We start from the raw sequence: 16,264 nt of genomic DNA on the forward strand, positions 1-16,264 counted from the left end.
GCAATCCTTTTTCTAATGAACGAGACCGGGGAGGCTGCAGTCGGTGTAATAGACGTGACAGCTAGTGTCTCCATCTGATCGACAAATTTTCATTCCCTTGCTTACAGCCTCCTCAATTGTGGAGCCAATCGCTGTGCTAAAGCCGTTGTTACCAACGATCATTGCCGCACAGCCATTCGCGTAAGAAGTCTGGATTTTGCATGCCGATCCACCTTTCGTGTGGCATTGAGCTAAGGCTTTTTGTTCTGCTTCGCTTTGATCGGCTTCGCCGGTAGCTGTGCCTAGAACGCCCTTGACTCCATCTGTTGCAATCGCTCCCCAGCGGGATTTCCAGCGTGCGGGTGGCTGTTCGGGTTGGGAAGATGTTGGCGATTGGTCATATCCTGGGATAGGAGCGCAATAATTCCAGCCTTCACCACTGACCGGATACTGGCCTGGAGGGCAGCCACCCTGCGCAGATACAACTCCGGCTTTGCTAAGGCCCAACAAACTGAGTAGGAAAAATAGTTTTACCTTCATCACTTAGTTTCCCTGCGGTGGGTTGTAGGGTTTGATTTCATCTTTGGAAGGTGCGAGCGCGTTTCCGGACGCCCGCACGCCGAGGGAAGGATTGTTGAAACCAGTTTCACTTTGCTTCGAGGAGGAGGTTTGTCCAGAGGCGACGTTTGGTGGCAACGAGTACCCGCCCCATGCTCCAGGCGGCTGACCCTTTGGCCCAGGTTTGTTGAATCCACCTCCGAATACAGAGTAGGGCGAAAAGTTGCCCATGGTTCCCATAAAAAACATCCCCGCCATCGGCGGCACGCTGATGATGAGCGCAGTCATCAGCAAGCCGATGCCACCTTGTTGTAGCGCAAGGCTGGAAAGTCCCTCACTACCGTATCCAGTGAAGTTGTTGATGACGTTGGCCGACCACAGTGCTTCGGTGACAGCCAGGCACAGGCGCATGGCAATGGAGGTGACGACGGCGAGCATGGCCATGGAGAACAATGTGCCAATGCCGTACATGAGCCATTTGCGGAACAGCTCCTTGGTCTGATCGAAGATCAGGCAAAGGATGAACAGCGGCCCCAAGCCAATGAACAGCGCAATGGCGAACTGGTAAAGCAGCAGCATCGCGCCGGCGACCATGGGTGGGCTGGCGGTGCCGAAAGTAGCGAGGAGGGTGGCGCGCGCCTTGGCGCCAGTGGTTTCGACATCGGTGGGTGAGACCTGCACCACGTCGATGGCGGCGAGGGCCACCTGTGTTTTGGCGAGGTTTTGGTCGATCAGTTCATCCGGTGAGGTGCTGCTGCCGGTAAGCAGATAATTGATATGTTGGGCGAGGTCGGTGGTGAGCAGTTGCTGGATCGCGTTGCCACTGGCTGCTAGCGAAGTGGCGATGGAGACGATGAAAACGATCTTGGCCATGTTGCCGACCATCGCCATCATGGGTTCGCGGCTTTGGCCTGTGATCATGCGGTAGCCCTGGATGGTGACCCAAAGCGTGACCAGAACGAGCGCAAAAGTAGCCGCCCAGAGCGCCATGCGTCCGAGGACATCCTGCTGGAAGTGAGCGATCTGACTTTTCAGATAGCTGTTGACCAATGAAAAGTAGACGAAATCGCTAAGATTCGGGCTCATTGCATCGCAGTCCTTTGATTGATGCCTCAAGGGTTTCCGAAGCTGTTGGCGTCATGCCGTGGCAGAAAATCATTGGCCGTCGTTGAGTTGGTCGAAGGCAATCTTCAAGGTGGCTGCCTGGACGACATTGCCAAGGACTGTATTTTTGCCGCGCATGGCCATCTTGCCAAGCATGGCCTGTTGCGACTGTAGGTAATTGATGATCTGTTCGTCGGTTTGGATTTGTGCTTGCCAATTCTTCATCTCGGTCTCCAGATTGGCGCTGCCACGAATGATCGCGGACTGGCTGCCGGCTAGGGCACCCTGGCTATTCCCGACCAGGGTGGCTAGATCTTCGTATTGCTGAAGGTATTGGCTATACGTGCCTTGCAGACGGTTGAGCATGTTTACCGTAAGGTTGTACTGATGATTGCGGCGCATCACGATCTGCTGGCAGATCTGCAACTGACTGGCCACGATGGGCTTGTTGAAGTCGGGAGCCACCAGTTGTAGCAGTTCATTGGCGATACCTGTCACGCCGGTATTGTTGGGACAGGTTTCGTCCATGCCCTGCGTGAGAGGGACCTCCACGAGGGTTGTATTCATCACAGGCTGCGTGAATTTCATGCCCGCCAATGAGATGAGCTGTTGAGCATAATGTTCCAGCACGGCTTCGAACTGTGCGATTTCTTTAGCGTAATGTGCAACCGTCTCGACAAAATTTTTCCCGTCCTGAGCGATCGAAGCTTCATCGATCACTTGCCATTGCGCGGCGACCGGTGCAGTGAAAAGTCCGCCCAGCGACAACACGCAGGCTACCAATCCGATGCGAAGCTTGGCGAAGCGAAGAGCACGCAGTCGGGCAGGCACGACATGTCTTTTGCCATTGGGCAGCGAGGTTGGTCGTGTACCGGATGATGATGTGTATTTCATGGGTATTCCCAAACGCTCAGTAGCGGGCGACCACGCCGCTGAAATCCACGTCTTTGGCAACGTAGACGGTCAGCACCGTGCCCTGGTTAATGGTGACGGTCGCGGGGCGATTCGCCGCACGTCGCACTGCTTGGTTGGCGAGGTTTTGCACGGTTTGCGCGGTGTTGCTTTCGAACGGCGTCTGCGTGACGACACCATTGCTGATGGTGGTTTGCGTTGGTCCATGCACCGCCGCTTCGTATTTGAAGGCGTCGCTCAGCATGCTGATCAACAGCGCTGAGCCGATGCGGCTGCCCCAATGCGCGTTGTAGCGGCCAGGGTGTCCGGCGCCGCCGAGGTTATCCACGCCTGGGCTGGCCATATTCACATCGATACCGGTGGGCGTGACGATGCGGTCCCATATTACGGCGACGCGCGGGCCGTTTGGTTCCATGTCGTACTTGCCCAGTACTTTCGAACCTTTCGGCAACAGCAGGTGCTTGCCATTGAAGGAATAGACCGGTTCGGTGACGATGCAGGAGGTGAAGCCGGGGATATCGGTGACGATGCGCGTTTCCAGCACGCAACGAATGAAGGTGCCGCGCAGCATGAGCGTGTCCGGGGCGGTAAGTCCCTGCGCGCTAGATACATTCGGTAAGGGTTTTGCCCCGTAAGCCGCGTTGAGCGGAATACCTTGGTCGGGAAAGCCGGGCAGGCCCGTCGTTTCCGTTCTCATCATACTCGGCCTAGTCCCGTTGCCTCCAGCGGATGGTGTGCCGTCATGGGATACCTCCACCGAAGTGCTGCCGCCCATCATGCGACGTTCCATCAAGCTAGGGCTGCGCTGCTGGGCGAGTGTCGTCTGCGGTGGTGTAGCAGGTAACGGCGGGGCAAGAGGAATGGGTTCCGGCGTTCGCTGCATAGTGGTTTGTTGCGGCAGCAGGGGCGAAGGCGGAAGCCCCGGCTTAGGCGCATCCGGCACGGTAACAACTTCTTCGCGGGGTTTCGGTGGCTCGCTGTTGCGATGCGTAGCACCTCTGATCATCCATATCGTGGTGAACAGCAGCAATGCGACGACACCCACCAGGAAACTCAGCGCGCGAAGATTCATGCGCCGCACGTCGCCTGTTTTGAGTTGCGGAGCGGCAGCGTCCAGATCAGGCGTAGCGGCTTGCTGATAGCGTGCGGCGTACGGATTACTGGTAGTAGATCGATGCGTGTCAGCGTGGATGTCGTGATTGGAAGCGTCTTCGGGATGATAGGGCGTGTTCTGGCTCATTGGGCTGCGTTCCTTCGAAGACCCACGACGTTGTTGTCGTGACGAATGACCAGGTATGGATACGTGCCGTGCACGATGATGGTGTTGCCTTCCACCGAAGTGTTGACCACCGAATCCTCGCCGTGCGCGCGCTCGCGCATATAGACGGTGGGAAAGTTGCCGGTAGGAAAGCGCTTCAAGTCGCTCATCCTGATGTAGGTGAACTGGCCGTCATCGTAGACATTCATGGGGATCAGCCAGGGTGCCTTCTTGCTGCGCGTGGCGTAGTCGTAGTTGAAGTTGTAGTTGCGGTCTGGCACCAACGCAGTGCTCAGTGCCGGCGTTTCGGTAGCCTTTTTGGCCTCATCGGTAAAGCGTGTATCGGTCGGATAGGTAAAGCTGATCTTGTACTGCACGCCGGCACGCTTGGCTTGGTCGAGCGATTTCCAATCGGTCGCCACTACCTTCAATTCGAAGATGTAGGCGTGCGTCGCCGTGCGGATCATTAGGTTGGTGTCTACGTCGACGTTCTTGGGTTTGAGATAGAACACGTTGTCGCGACGGCTCAATTCCCAGCCGTTGCTGAAGCCCGTGCTGTAGTCGAGGATCTTTTCGTTGGGGCTGAGCTCGATCTGCGTGGTGATGCCTAAGCCTGTGTGCACCGGATAGATGCGGTCAGGTTCGTATGCGTATTGCTGCACCGCTTGCGCCCTGGCCCCGTGGCATGCAGGCCATGACTGCAATAGCCAGGATGAAGTGACACGAACGGTTCATCAACGGCGCACTCCTTGCGTATCGCTGCGAGGCGCGGTTTCGGCGCCTGCATGATCTGGAATAGGGGATGGCTGTATCGCGGCGGAGCTTTCGCTGCTCGCCGGTGCGCTGGAGGATTGGCCGTCGTCGGTTGCTGGGGCGTCAGGCGTTTCTTCTGTTGGCTCGGATGCGTAATCGCTGTCCACGCGATAGTTGGTCACCTGAAACCCGAGCGGATTTTCGATGCGGTACTGCTCGTCCATTTTCAGGTTCGGCTTGTAGGTGAACTCCAGCGTGGCGATCTTGCTATCCAGCGGATGGCTGGAGCCGGTTTGCTTGTCGTACAAGCTGCGCTGGAAGCGCACCGTCGCGCCCCTGGGCCCTGCGCTGGAGCCGCCACCGATGAGCACGATGCTGAGGATCTTTACGCGGATAGCCTTGTCGCGGCCGTACGTTTTGTAAGGGCTGTCGGGATTGTTGGACGCATGCAAGCCTGTATAGGCAGCGGCTACGCCGGGCGAGGCCATGGTCAATACGGTGGCCCAGTCGCGTAGGTTGATCAGCGCCGCGTCGTAGGATTCGCGTGCCAGCACGAAATGCGCGACGTTGCTGCGATTGATCGCTTCGCTGGTGCTGATGCGATGATTGAGCGCGTCTTCATTGAGCCGCGCGACCGTGCTGGTGCCGGTGTAAGCATCGGCCATCACGAGGTAAGGCACCTTTTCCTTCAGCGGCAGCATGAAGAAATAGCCGCTGGCCAGGATCAGCGCCATCGCGATGGCCGCAAACGCTACCCACCACGCACGGCGTTCGCTGCGCCGGGCGAGATCGGTCACAGTGACTTCGAAATTGATCGACCTGGCCACGGCCTCGTCGATCTTCTTGCTGGACGATGATCTGTTGAACATCAGCGAAATCCTTGCCTGGCTATCACAACGTCTTCCTTGTCGTCGTCATGGGGTGTTAGTGGATGCGGTTGCTTGTGGTGCGCCGGCGCTGTTGCGTACTTGCCGAGCCATGATTTCGCGCCCATCCGTGCTCACCGACACGCCTTGCGCGGCGTAAATGGCAGATAGCTCAGCTGCCGCCGCATGGATATCTGTGGTGTGGATCTTGGCCACGGCTTTGTACAAGGTGTAATCGGATGGCAGCTGGTAAGAGAACTGCATACCCGAATCCTTGGCCCAACGGCGCAGCATGCTGCGTAGGGTTTCATCCATGGGGGAGGCGTAATAGGTGTACGCCGGGTTCAGCGGAATTTCCGTGGGCGTGTCCTGGAAGCGATTGACCGGTTTCCAAGTGCCGCCGAAATCTTTAGCCGCGGACGTTGCGCATGCTGTCAGCAACAAGGCGACAAGCATCGGGGCGCATTGCAGGGTTCGTTTGAAAAAATCCGTTTTCACTTCGCACTCGCAGCTAATTCGAAATGTGTGCACGAAGGCTTGTAGCGCGAACGAAACGGTTTTTATGCGGGCTGTCGAACCATCCCCTTCGATGCCGAAAGAGACCTTGCCGACGTGCAAACTTTCAACCGGACTTCCGCTCCCCACTCACCCTGATGCAGGGCATGTCGCTGACATAGCACCATCAGCGACATGCGCATTGGTTAGGCTACGTTGAGGTTTTTGCGAAAGAAATAAGAATTGCCTGACAGGCGGCGTCAGTGATTACGAGACGGCCTGTCATCCTGCTTGTGGTTCCATAACCGCGAAGCTGGGCAAGCGGGTATGACGGTCATGCGATTACATCATCACGCCGCCAATCCACACATTGCGCACCAGGTTGCCACCGATCCAGTAGCAAAGCTCGGCCGGCTGTTTTGCGTTCCACACCACCAGATCGGCGCGCTTGCCGACCGCTAGCGTGCCGCGATCCGGCAAGCCCAACGCCCGTGCGGCGTTGACGGTGATGCCGCGTAGCGCTTCTTCCGGCGTCAGGCGAAACAAGGTACAGGCCATGTTCGCCGCCAGGCGCAGCGAAAGCAGCGGCGAGGTGCCGGGGTTGCAGTCGGTAGCGATAGCGATCGGTACGCCGTGCGAACGCAGCGCGGATACCGGCGGAAGCTTGGTTTCGCGCAACGCATAGAAGGCGCCCGGCAGCAATACAGCCACCGTGCCAGCGCGTGCCATCGCCTGAATACCCGCATCGCCGAGGTATTCGAGATGATCCGCCGACAGCCCGCCGAACTCGGCGACGAGTGCGGCGCCATCCAGATCGGATAGCTGTTCCGCATGTAGCTTCACGCGCAAGCCCAATTGACGCGCATGCTCGAACACGCGCTGCGTTTCGGCGCGAGTGAAGCCGATGCCTTCGCAGAAGGCGTCGACCGCGTCCACCAGGCCTTCGTCGGCGAGCGCCGGCAGCAATTCGTTGCAGACTAGGTCGACGTAGTCGTCGCGGCGATCCTTGTATTCCGGGGGCAGCGCATGCAGGCCGAGGAAACTGGTCTGCACGTGAACGCCCAGTGCCTGTCCAATGCGGCGCGCCACGCGCAGCATGCGTCGCTCGGACTCTAGTTCCAGGCCATAGCCGGATTTGATCTCCAGCGTGGTCACGCCATCGGCCAGCAAGGCGCGTGCACGCGGCAGCGATTGCGCGAGCAGCTCGTCTTCGCTCGCGCTGCGTGTGGCGCGCACGGTGGAGACGATGCCACCGCCGGCGCGCGCAATCTCTTCATAGCTCGCGCCGTTGAGACGTAGATCGAATTCCTGTGCGCGGTCGCCGCCGAACACCAGATGCGTGTGGCAGTCGATCAAGCCGGGTGTGACAAGCGCGCCGTCCAGATCGTGCACTTCCCGCGCTGTGGCGGCCGAAGCGGAAGGCAGATCGCGCATCGCGCCGATCCACACGATTTGCCCATCCTGACACGCCACTGCGGCATCGCTCAGCAAGCCGTAACTGGCTTCGCCAACGAACGTGGCCAGTGATGCGTGTGTCAGTAGCAAATCCCAGTTCATCGATCGGATTCTTCAGTGTTCGGCGCAGCCGGTGCAACCGGTTCGCCGTAAGTGCTGGTGGGGCCGACGTCTTCAGCTGCCGTGTGTTGCTGTGCCGCGTTGCTTTCCGCTTGTCGCCGTTCGAAATCCTGAATCATGCGTTCGGCGAAATCCTTGTACACCGGCGTGGGGCAGAAGATGGATGCTGCCGCGCGCGCCAGCAAGCAGGCGGCCATGATAGGAATGACCATGTCCTGATTGTTGGTGAGCTCCATCGCGATCACCGCCGACGTGAGCGGCGCGCCGGTCACGCCTGAGAGATACGCGCTCATACCCAGCAGCACCACCGCGGCTTCCGGTGCGTGCGGCAGGAAATAGGCGATGTTGTGGCCCAGGCCCGCGCCCACCGCCAGCGCTGGCGAGAAGATGCCGCCGGGAATGCCGGCCCAGTACGACACCACATTGGCAAGCAGCTTGAGAATGCCGAAGCTGTGTCCGGGCGTTTCCGGCGCATCCTGCACGAAAGCGCGCGCCTGCGCGTAGCCGGTGCCATACACCGCGTTGTGCGACAGCACGCCGATCACTGCCAGCGCGAAGCCACAGCCGATCGCGAACAACACCGGATTGCGCTCACGCAGCCGGCCGATCACCGCCAGCGGTCCGCGCCGGCTCAGCAGAATCAGTCGCGCGAACAGGCCGCCCGCCAGGCCGCAAACGATGCCGCATTGCAGGACTGCCAGCCATGCATGCCCCAGCGGCAGGCTGGTCTGCACCGTGCCGAAATAAGCGTAGTTGCCGACAATGCCCATCGACACCACGCCGCCCACGAACACCGCGGTGAGCAATAGGCCGCTGAAGCGATGCTCGAACGTGCCGGAAAGTTCTTCAATGGCGAAGATCACACCGGCCAGCGGCGTGTTGAACGCAGCGGCGATGCCGGCCGCACCACCGGCGAGAATGAAGCGCGACAGCGCCGTCGGATCGTTGAAGCCGAAGCGCCTTCCCAGCCAATGCATCAGCCCTGCACCCACGTGCACGGTCGGGCCCTCGCGGCCGATCGACGCGCCCACCATCAGCGCCAGCAGAGTGAGCACCATTTTGCTGACCGCAATCGGCAAGGCCAGCATGCGCGAACGAAAACTCGCGTCGTCGACATGGATGGTCGCGATAACTTGCGGGATACCGCTACCGCGCGCCGCGCGCAGGCGTCCTTCGGTCACCCAGCACAACAGGCCGAACACCAGCGGGGTGAGGATCAGCGGAATCCAGATGCCGTGCGTCAGCAGTTTCTCGAATAGTGCATAGGCCCAGTCGCTGGCCTTGGCGAACAGAATGGCCGCCAGCGCGACCAGCACTGCGCCGCTCCATAGCGCGATGCGGCGTTTCCATTGGTAGGGCGCGAAGAACTCATGTCCCAGTACGGCGCGCAGGCGCGGGTTGGAGGCTTTTGGAGGCGGCGCGGTGGATTCGGGCATCGGTGAATTATGGCAGATGCCCCGAATGGTTCCCTCTCCCCTTCGGGGAGAGGGTTAGGGTGAGGGGCCAACCTCGCGTAATGCAGGGCAGTGCAGAACAACGAGCCTTAAGGCATCTACGCAATGAGCAGATTCAAGGCAAGCGTGGCCCCTCACCCCAGCCCTCTCCCCAGAGGGGATAGGGGGCAAACGCGTCTCACCGCGACTGCCTCAACCACCGCGTCTCATAAAGGTCATACCGCCGATCCTTCAGATTCTGCACCGTGCCCGCGTTGCGCGCCCGCGCCAAACCCTCCAGTCGCAAATCGGCAAACAGCACAGTTTCGATGTTCGGCGTGGAATCCGCCGCCACGCCGTCGCGTGCGAACAGGAAGTCGCTGGGCGTAAGAATGCAGCTTTGCCCGTACTGGATGTCGAAATTGTTCACGCCGGGCAGGTTGCCCACGTTGCCGGAGAGAATCACGTAGCACTGGTTCTCGATCGCCCGCGCTTGCGCGCAATAGCGCACGCGCAGGTAGCCCTCGCGCACATCGGTGCAGAACGGCACGAACAGCATCAGCGCACCCTGGTCGACCAGATGCCGCGCCACCTCCGGAAACTCCGCGTCGTAGCAGATCATCACACCGATCGGGCCGCAGTCGGTCTGGATGGTAGCGGCGCTGTCGCCGCCGGTGATGTTCCACACATTGCGTTCGCTGGGCGTGGGATGCAGCTTTTCGCGCTCGTGGATGGAGCCGTCGCGCAGGCACACGTAGCACACGTTGTGGATGTCGCCGTTCGGCTGCTCGGTGGGGTGCGAGCCGGCCACGATGTTGATGTTGTAACGCACCGCCAGGCGGCTGAAGAGCTCCTTCACTTGCGGCGTGTATTGGCTGAGCTTGCGAATGGTTTCCACCGGCGAGAGCTCCTCGTTCTCGATGGATAGCAGCTGCAGAGTGATCATTTCCGGAAACGCCACAAAATCCGCGCTGTAATCCGCCGCGATGTCGGTGAAGTATTCGACCTGCATGGCAAAATCGTCGAACGAGGCAATACGCCGCTGCAGGTATTGCACGGTCGCCACGCGCACCGAATCGGGCAGATGCCGCGGCGATTGCACCGCTGGGATGTCGGGTTGATCGAGCAGGGCAGGGTTGCGCCATACCAGATGCGCCGCGTAGCCAAGCGACTCGTAATCCGACGGCACGTAGCTGCGCAGCAGGCCGATGATCTCGAAATCGTTGGCAAGCTGGAAACTCAGCGTGGGATCGCGCCGCCGTCCTTCCACTACTGCATGCACGTAGGCTTCGGCGCTGCCGTAGCGCTGGATGTTGCGCGCCAAGCCTGGAACGCGTCCACCGAAACTGATGCCGCGCAATTTCAGATCCATGCACAATCGCTTGCGCGCCTGGTAAAGCCGCTGGCCGATACGCATGCCGCGATAATCCGGATGCACCACCACTTCCATGCCGTACAGCCAATTGCCCGCCGGATTGTGGCGCGAGGCCATGCCGCCGCCGGTGATTTGCATCCAGGTGTGCGGTGCCAGCGCCAGCGATTCATCGATGCGGAAAGTGGCGCAGTAGCCCACGATGCGGCCTTCGTACTCCACTACGAACTGCCCTTCAGGGAAGTGCGTCTGCTGGGAACGCAGCATTTCCGCCGAGTGGCCCCATTCGGGCGTGTAGACGCGGGCGGTCAGGTCGACCAGCGCGGGCACGTCGCCAGGGACAGCCTGACGCAAGGTCAGCTTAGGCGCGTTTTCATTCTTCCTAGCCATGGCCTTCATCCTTCCTTACGGGCAGTGAAGCGGATGCGAGCATTGCCGGAACAGCCGGTTACACTTTGGCGAGTTACACGGAGATTGTTCATGAGCGATACGTCCGCGGTCTACCAGTTCAAGGCAACCCACCTTTGGCAGGAAGCGCAGTGGCGCAACGAGGCCACGTTCGGGGTGGACAGCAGTGGCAAGCTCGTCGCCGCTGCCGGCGAATCACCGGAATACCTCCATGGCTGGGTATTGCCCGGCATGCCCAACCTGCATTCGCATGCCTTCCAACGCGCCATGGCTGGCCTGGCCGAACGCCGCGGGCCCGGCGACGATTCCTTCTGGACCTGGCGCGAAACCATGTACGGCTTCGCCGAGCGCATCGACCCCGATACTTTGCAGGCCATCGCCGCGCAGCTCTACGTGGAAATGCTCAAGGCCGGCTACACCCAAGTTTGCGAATTCCACTACCTGCATCACCAGCCCGACGGCACGCCCTATGCGCAGCCGGAGGCCATGTCGCTAGCGCTGATTGAAGCCGCGCGCGAAGCCGGCATCGCGCTTACCCTGCTGCCCGTGCTGTATATGAGCGGCGGCTTCGACGGACGGACGCTGTCGCCGCGCCAGCGTCGCTTCGGCAACAACGTGGACGGCTACCTGCGCTTGCTCGCCAACCTACGCAAACACGAAAGTCATGATGTGCGCGTCGGCGTGGCCTTGCATTCCCTGCGCGCCGTCCCGGAAAACGTGTGGCGCGACGTGATCGAACATGATGCGCTGAAAACCGGCCCCATCCACATCCACATCGCCGAACAGATCGGCGAAGTGCAGGACTGCCTCGCTACTCGCGGCGCACGACCAGTGGAATGGCTGTTCGATCACGCGCCTGTCGACAAGCGCTGGTGTCTAGTGCATGCCACGCATCTCACCGATGCGGAAACAACCCAGCTGGCGCGCAGCGGCGCCATCGCCGGTTTGTGTCCCACCACCGAAGCCAATCTTGGCGATGGATTATTCCCGTTGGCGCGCTATCTCGATGCCAACGGCGTGCTCGGCGTTGGGTCCGATTCGCATATTTCCATATCGCCGATCGAAGAATTGCGCTGGCTCGAATACGGTCAGCGCCTCAGCACACGTCATCGTAACGTTGCCGCGCGCCATGCAGGGGATAGCGTGGGTGAAACCTTATGGCGAGCGGCGTTGAAGGGCGGTGCGCAAGCAGCCGATCTGCCCATCGGTGCGCTTGATGCAGGCATGCGCGCTGACTTCATCGTGCTCGATAGCGAATCACCGCTGCTAGCCGCGCGCGATAGTCGATCCGTGATAGACAGCTTTCTGTTTGCTGGAAATGTGTCGCCGGTGCGCCATGTGATGGTGGGTGGCAAATGGGTGGTGCGTGATTTTCAGCATCGCGATGAGGCGCGGATTGCGGCGCGTTATCGGACGGCGGTGGAGCGGATGGCCAAGAGCTAAAGCTTTGGTCCGAGCCCTGAGTGGCGTAGATGAGAATGTTCTACGGAACTCAGCGCACGTTTGTCCGCCGAGTTCCAGGCCGGGTGCCTTGTTCGTGCAAGTATTATTAAAATACTGTGTTGGCCCATAGGTCGAGCTTGATGTCTAACTCTGACGAGTCGGAGGTGTAGTCGGTATACGGCCCCGCTACATTGAGATTGTAGGCCGTCTGAAATAATGGAATGCCCAGCACGCTGCATGTGGCTGTGCCGCTCAGATTCATGCCTCTTAAGCTGACTTTTCCTTGCTTGGTTCCATCGCCCATTATTGACGAGGGCTGGAGTGTCAGCGTACCGCTAAAAGTCTCCTCGCCTAGAGCGCCGTCGAGCAGGCAGTTGGGATCCTTGATGGTTCCCATTACCGCAAATATCGCACCGGAGGGATAGGTTCCCGGCGCCACCATGATGCCATTAATGGCGAGGCCGCTGATCACTTGTTGGGAGCTGCAGTCTATTTGCGACTGCATGATGCCATCGACGTTGCAGCTCAGCGGCGTGCTGCTGCTGTTCCAGGAAACAAGCCCTTGTAGAAGGTTGCTGATTCCTAGCGTGGCGTTGCCATTGCCATCATCGGTGCTTGCTGTGTCGGCATCATTCGTGCTGTTGTCGATGCCGGTGAGGTTGTAGACCATGATGCCGTTTATGGTTTGCTCTGCGGACAATGCCGATTGATTATTGCTGCCGGAAACGCTCGTTGTGCTTTGGTCTACGGGGTTGATGGTGGTTGTTTGCATGATTCCTGTGATGGCATCGGTTTTCGTGACGGTGCCCATGATGCTGTCGGATTCCGAAGAAAACTGCGCTGTTTGCGCCATGGCGTGACCGGCCGCACCAAGGCCAAGGCTTACGCTGAATAGATAAAGTGCCGCTTTTGTCGCAGGTTTACCGCTGAATAATGCATTCATGGCAAATTTCCCCTCATGGAGTGGGTGGACATGGCTTGCACACATTGCCCATCGGGTGATGGGTGCGTCCTTATAGGTTCGATGAGGTGAATCTATGGTCAATGCTTCTGCGGCTTTCGGGATAAATATGGATGAAAGCCATGAAAAAACTATTTATGGCCATTTGAAAAATATTTCATAAAATTAAAATGGACGTTTAGACGTCTGTAAGTGATTACGAAAATAACGGAACAAAATAACGGAACCAGGTTGCGTTATTTGCTTGTATAGGTGGGCTGATGCGCCATCGCTTATCGGCGCGATGAACGGCACGTCATGATTCGCTATAGCGAAAAGTGCGATATGTGCGGGTTTGCTTGTCCGATGGATCTTCGCAATGTCCAGCAGGTTTGCAGCCGGAGCCGGATCATCGTGAGGCTGCTGCCCGCTACCTCGCGTGGCGGCCTCCGGCTGCAAGCCTGCTGGACATCGGCGTGTGCGCATCGGCGCGGTGCGAATCATGAAGGGGATGGCATAGAAATCGGATAAAAGATTCGGATGGTCGCGTAGAAAATCTGTAATTTCGGATCCTGGTTGGCTGCTGCTCTGTTTTGATTTGTCATTCCGCCTCGGCCTTCGCCGGAAGGATGGTTAAGCATGCGCGTAAAAACATTCGCTTGTGCTCACATAAACCTGCGTTCTTTCACTTGCCTGACGCCAGCGCTGAACCATCGGCATCAGTTCAGCTTCGTCTCGTCATCGCCATGATTCCAGACCGCGTTTTCCAGCGTGAGTTTCAACTCACGAGGAGAACCACCATGCGCCGTTACCTTTCTCTCTGCCTGATTTCGCTCGCTGTGCTCGGCGGCAGTTTGGTGCAAACAGGTTGTGTCGTTGTCGCACCACGCCCGGCTCGCGTGTGGGTGCCCGGTTACTGGGGGCCGAGCCATGTCTGGGTGGGCGGTTATTACCGCTATCGTTGATCACGCCGTTGCGATGCGGAGCGGTTCTTTGGAATCGTTCCGTGCGCGCTCCATTCGCGAATAAAGTCGATAAATACGCGTAGCTTCGGCGGCATCTGGAAACGGCTCGGGTAATACAGATAAAAGCCGTCGAATGGCGGAAGCCAGGGTTCGAGCACGCTTTCCAGGCGTTCGGCATCCAGGGATGCGCGCGCGGAGGTTTCCAACACGCAGGTGAGGCCAATGCCGTCTTCGGCGGCGCGGATCGCGAGCGGCACGTCGTTGACGGTGAGGCTTCCATCCACGGCAATTTCGTACCAGCGACCTTTCTGCAGGCCGCTGCGATGCGCGAATTCCCAGCGGTAGATCGCACCGCTGCCCACAAGGCGATGCTTGATGCAATTGTGGCGTTGCAGATCCTTCGGTTCCTTGGGATAGCCAAAACGCTTGAAGTACGCCGGTGATCCCACCACGACCGAGCGAATCGGTCCGCCGATAGGGACGGCCACCATGTCACGCTGCAGCCGTTCGCCTAACCGAATGCCCGCGTCCAGGCCTTCGGCCACCAGATCGGTAAGGCCGTCTTCTACGCGGATATCCAGTTGCACGTCTGGCCAGCGCGCCATGAACTCACCGAGCATGGGCTGGATGATCGAGCGTGCCACCACGGCCGGTACGGTGAGGCGAACCGTGCCGCGTGGCCGATCACCGTGCTGTCGGATCGCATCCAGCGCCAGATCCAATTCATTGAGCGCCGACGCAATGCGCTGAAGCATCTCCTGGCCGGCTTCGGTAAGGCCCACGCGGCGCGTCGTGCGTTGGAGCAGGCGTGTGCCCAGCGCGTTTTCCAACTGCTGCACCGTCTGGCTGAGTGCCGAAGGGGTAACGTCCAGCGCCGCGGCGGCGCGGGTGAAGCTGCCGCATTCGGCGATGGCGCGGAAGGCGCGCAGGGCGTAGTGGTCGCGCATGGCCGTCTCCATTTATTAGCGTTACTAAATAATGCATCAAGTCGGTGGTGGTTTTTCAACAAGATCGGCTGGCGCAGACTGCACCCCGTCCTCACCCACTACGGAGTTCAGCCATGTCGCTCGATCAGTACTTCACGCTTGGACGTTCCGGCCTGCGCGTCAGCCGCCTGGCCCTCGGCGCCATGACCTTTGGTGAAACCTGGGGCTGGGGCACCGCGGAGCAGACCGCGCGGGCCATGTTCGACCGCTACCTGGAAGCCGGCGGCAACTTCATCGATACCGCCGACATGTACACCGAAGGCACCAGCGAAAGCATGCTGGGCAAGTTCATTGAGGAAAGCGGCACACGCGATCGCGTGGTGCTCGCCACCAAGTTCACCTACAACGCCGAGTCGGGCAATCCCAACGCCGGCGGCAACGGACGCAAGAACATCATGCGCGCCGTGGAAGGCTCGCTGCGCCGCCTGCGCACCGACTACATCGATCTGTACCTGCTGCACACCTGGGACCGCATCACACCGGCGGAAGAAGTGGTGCGCACGCTCGATGATCTGGTGCGTGCGGGCAAGATCCGCTACGCCGGCCTGTCTGACATTCCCGCCTGGTACGCCGCGCGCGCACAGACCTTTGCCGAAGCGCATGCGCTGACGCCGCTGGTGAACATGCAACTGGAATACTCGCTGGCCGAGCGCAACATCGAACACGAATACATTTCGCTAGGGCAAAACCTAGGACTGGGCATCACCGCATGGAGCCCGCTCGCCATGGGCATGCTGTCGGGCAAGTACAAGCCCAGCCAGCAAGGCGGCGAGGGCGATGGGCGGCTTGCCAAAGTCACCAGCGCACCAGGCTTCGAGCGCTTCACCGAGCGCAATTGGAAGATCGTCGCGGAGCTTGAAAAAGTGGCGAAGGAAGCGGGGCAGAGCATGGCAGCCGTAGCGTTGAACTGGGTGGCGACGCAGCCGGGTATTGCCTCAGTGATCATCGGTGCGACCAAGCTGGAGCAACTCGATGCCAATCTTGCAGCGCTGTCGTTCGAATTGCCGACCGAACTGCGCGCGCGATTGGATGCGGTCAGCGCGCCGGAGAAACCGTTCCCTTACTACATGTTCGCCGACATCCAGCAGACGCGGATTCATGGCGGCGTAGCGGTGGGGGACAAGCCGAGAGGTTATGCACCGCCGGTGTTCGTGCCGCAGTTGGAGGCGCGGGAGATTCGGGCGCGTTAAACCTCATTTCCTCAGCCCCCATATTCC

15 protein-coding genes are annotated in these 16,264 nt (G+C 59.6%); 3 read left to right on the forward strand and 12 right to left on the reverse strand.

Annotated features, from left to right (window positions below; all coding sequences use genetic code 11):
- Nucleotides 1–12: 12 nt before the first annotated feature.
- The 10 genes from ISP18_RS09260 to ISP18_RS09305 form a co-directional block, all read right to left on the reverse strand.
- Complete coding sequence (locus tag ISP18_RS09260) at nucleotides 13–519, reverse strand: DUF4189 domain-containing protein (RefSeq protein WP_380009873.1); 507 nt, start codon at nucleotides 517–519, stop codon at nucleotides 13–15.
- A 3-nt stretch (nucleotides 520–522) separates the two neighbouring features.
- Nucleotides 523–1,527: a type IV secretion system protein gene (locus ISP18_RS09265; RefSeq protein ID WP_404559439.1), complete on the reverse strand. Its 1,005-nt coding sequence runs from the start codon at nucleotides 1,525–1,527 to the stop codon at nucleotides 523–525.
- A gap of 165 nt (nucleotides 1,528–1,692) precedes the next feature.
- The gene (locus ISP18_RS09270; protein ID WP_380009879.1) at nucleotides 1,693–2,535 is read right to left on the reverse strand and encodes a hypothetical protein; all 843 of its coding nucleotides are present in this window, start codon (nucleotides 2,533–2,535) and stop codon (nucleotides 1,693–1,695) included.
- A 16-nt stretch (nucleotides 2,536–2,551) separates the two neighbouring features.
- Nucleotides 2,552–3,793, reverse strand: coding sequence for a TrbI/VirB10 family protein (locus ISP18_RS09275; protein ID WP_380009881.1), 1,242 nt, complete (start codon nucleotides 3,791–3,793; stop codon nucleotides 2,552–2,554).
- Nucleotides 3,790–4,515, reverse strand: coding sequence for a TrbG/VirB9 family P-type conjugative transfer protein (locus tag ISP18_RS09280; protein ID WP_380009884.1), 726 nt, complete (start codon nucleotides 4,513–4,515; stop codon nucleotides 3,790–3,792). Before ISP18_RS09280 ends, ISP18_RS09275 begins: the two co-directional genes overlap by 4 nt.
- A 30-nt stretch (nucleotides 4,516–4,545) precedes the next feature.
- Entirely contained in the window at nucleotides 4,546–5,433 is an 888-nt protein-coding gene (locus ISP18_RS09285) for a virB8 family protein (RefSeq protein WP_380009887.1), read from the reverse strand.
- A 45-nt stretch (nucleotides 5,434–5,478) separates the two neighbouring features.
- Nucleotides 5,479–5,886 carry a hypothetical protein gene (locus tag ISP18_RS09290; RefSeq protein WP_380009890.1) on the reverse strand — a complete coding sequence of 136 codons (408 nt, stop codon included), beginning with the start codon at nucleotides 5,884–5,886 and terminating at the stop codon, nucleotides 5,479–5,481.
- Between the two features lie 381 nt (nucleotides 5,887–6,267).
- On the reverse strand, nucleotides 6,268–7,482 hold the full coding sequence (gene hutI, locus ISP18_RS09295) for an imidazolonepropionase (RefSeq protein WP_380009893.1): 1,215 nt from the start codon (nucleotides 7,480–7,482) through the stop codon (nucleotides 6,268–6,270).
- Nucleotides 7,479–8,936 carry a chloride channel protein gene (locus ISP18_RS09300; protein WP_380009896.1) on the reverse strand — a complete coding sequence of 486 codons (1,458 nt, stop codon included), beginning with the start codon at nucleotides 8,934–8,936 and terminating at the stop codon, nucleotides 7,479–7,481. Before ISP18_RS09300 ends, hutI begins: the two co-directional genes overlap by 4 nt.
- 196 nt (nucleotides 8,937–9,132) lie before the next feature.
- The gene (locus tag ISP18_RS09305; RefSeq protein ID WP_380009899.1) at nucleotides 9,133–10,695 is read right to left on the reverse strand and encodes a GNAT family N-acetyltransferase; all 1,563 of its coding nucleotides are present in this window, start codon (nucleotides 10,693–10,695) and stop codon (nucleotides 9,133–9,135) included.
- 90 nt (nucleotides 10,696–10,785) lie between these two features.
- Here ISP18_RS09305 and ISP18_RS09310 point away from each other — a divergent pair, with 90 nt between their 5' ends.
- A complete protein-coding gene (locus tag ISP18_RS09310; RefSeq protein ID WP_380009902.1) occupies nucleotides 10,786–12,156 on the forward strand; it encodes a formimidoylglutamate deiminase in 1,371 nt (456 codons plus the stop codon).
- A 106-nt stretch (nucleotides 12,157–12,262) separates the two neighbouring features.
- Here ISP18_RS09310 and ISP18_RS09315 read toward each other — a convergent pair whose 3' ends face one another.
- Complete coding sequence (locus ISP18_RS09315) at nucleotides 12,263–13,099, reverse strand: hypothetical protein (RefSeq protein ID WP_380009905.1); 837 nt, start codon at nucleotides 13,097–13,099, stop codon at nucleotides 12,263–12,265.
- Nucleotides 13,100–13,896: 797 nt separating this feature from the next.
- Here ISP18_RS09315 and ISP18_RS09320 point away from each other — a divergent pair.
- Entirely contained in the window at nucleotides 13,897–14,061 is a 165-nt protein-coding gene (locus ISP18_RS09320; RefSeq protein WP_380009908.1) for a hypothetical protein, read from the forward strand.
- Here ISP18_RS09320 and ISP18_RS09325 read toward each other — a convergent pair.
- Nucleotides 14,052–15,008, reverse strand: a complete 957-nt coding sequence (locus ISP18_RS09325; protein ID WP_380009911.1) for a LysR family transcriptional regulator — start codon at nucleotides 15,006–15,008, stop codon at nucleotides 14,052–14,054. The genes ISP18_RS09320 and ISP18_RS09325 overlap by 10 nt on opposite strands.
- Nucleotides 15,009–15,121: 113 nt before the next feature.
- On the opposite strand from ISP18_RS09325, the gene ISP18_RS09330 reads away from it, so the two are divergent.
- Complete coding sequence (locus ISP18_RS09330) at nucleotides 15,122–16,237, forward strand: aldo/keto reductase (protein ID WP_380009914.1); 1,116 nt, start codon at nucleotides 15,122–15,124, stop codon at nucleotides 16,235–16,237.
- Nucleotides 16,238–16,264 lie beyond the last annotated feature (27 nt).

It is taken from the genome of Dyella humi (assembly GCF_044904605.1).
Classification (GTDB): Bacteria; Pseudomonadota; Gammaproteobacteria; order Xanthomonadales; family Rhodanobacteraceae; genus Dyella_B; species Dyella_B humi.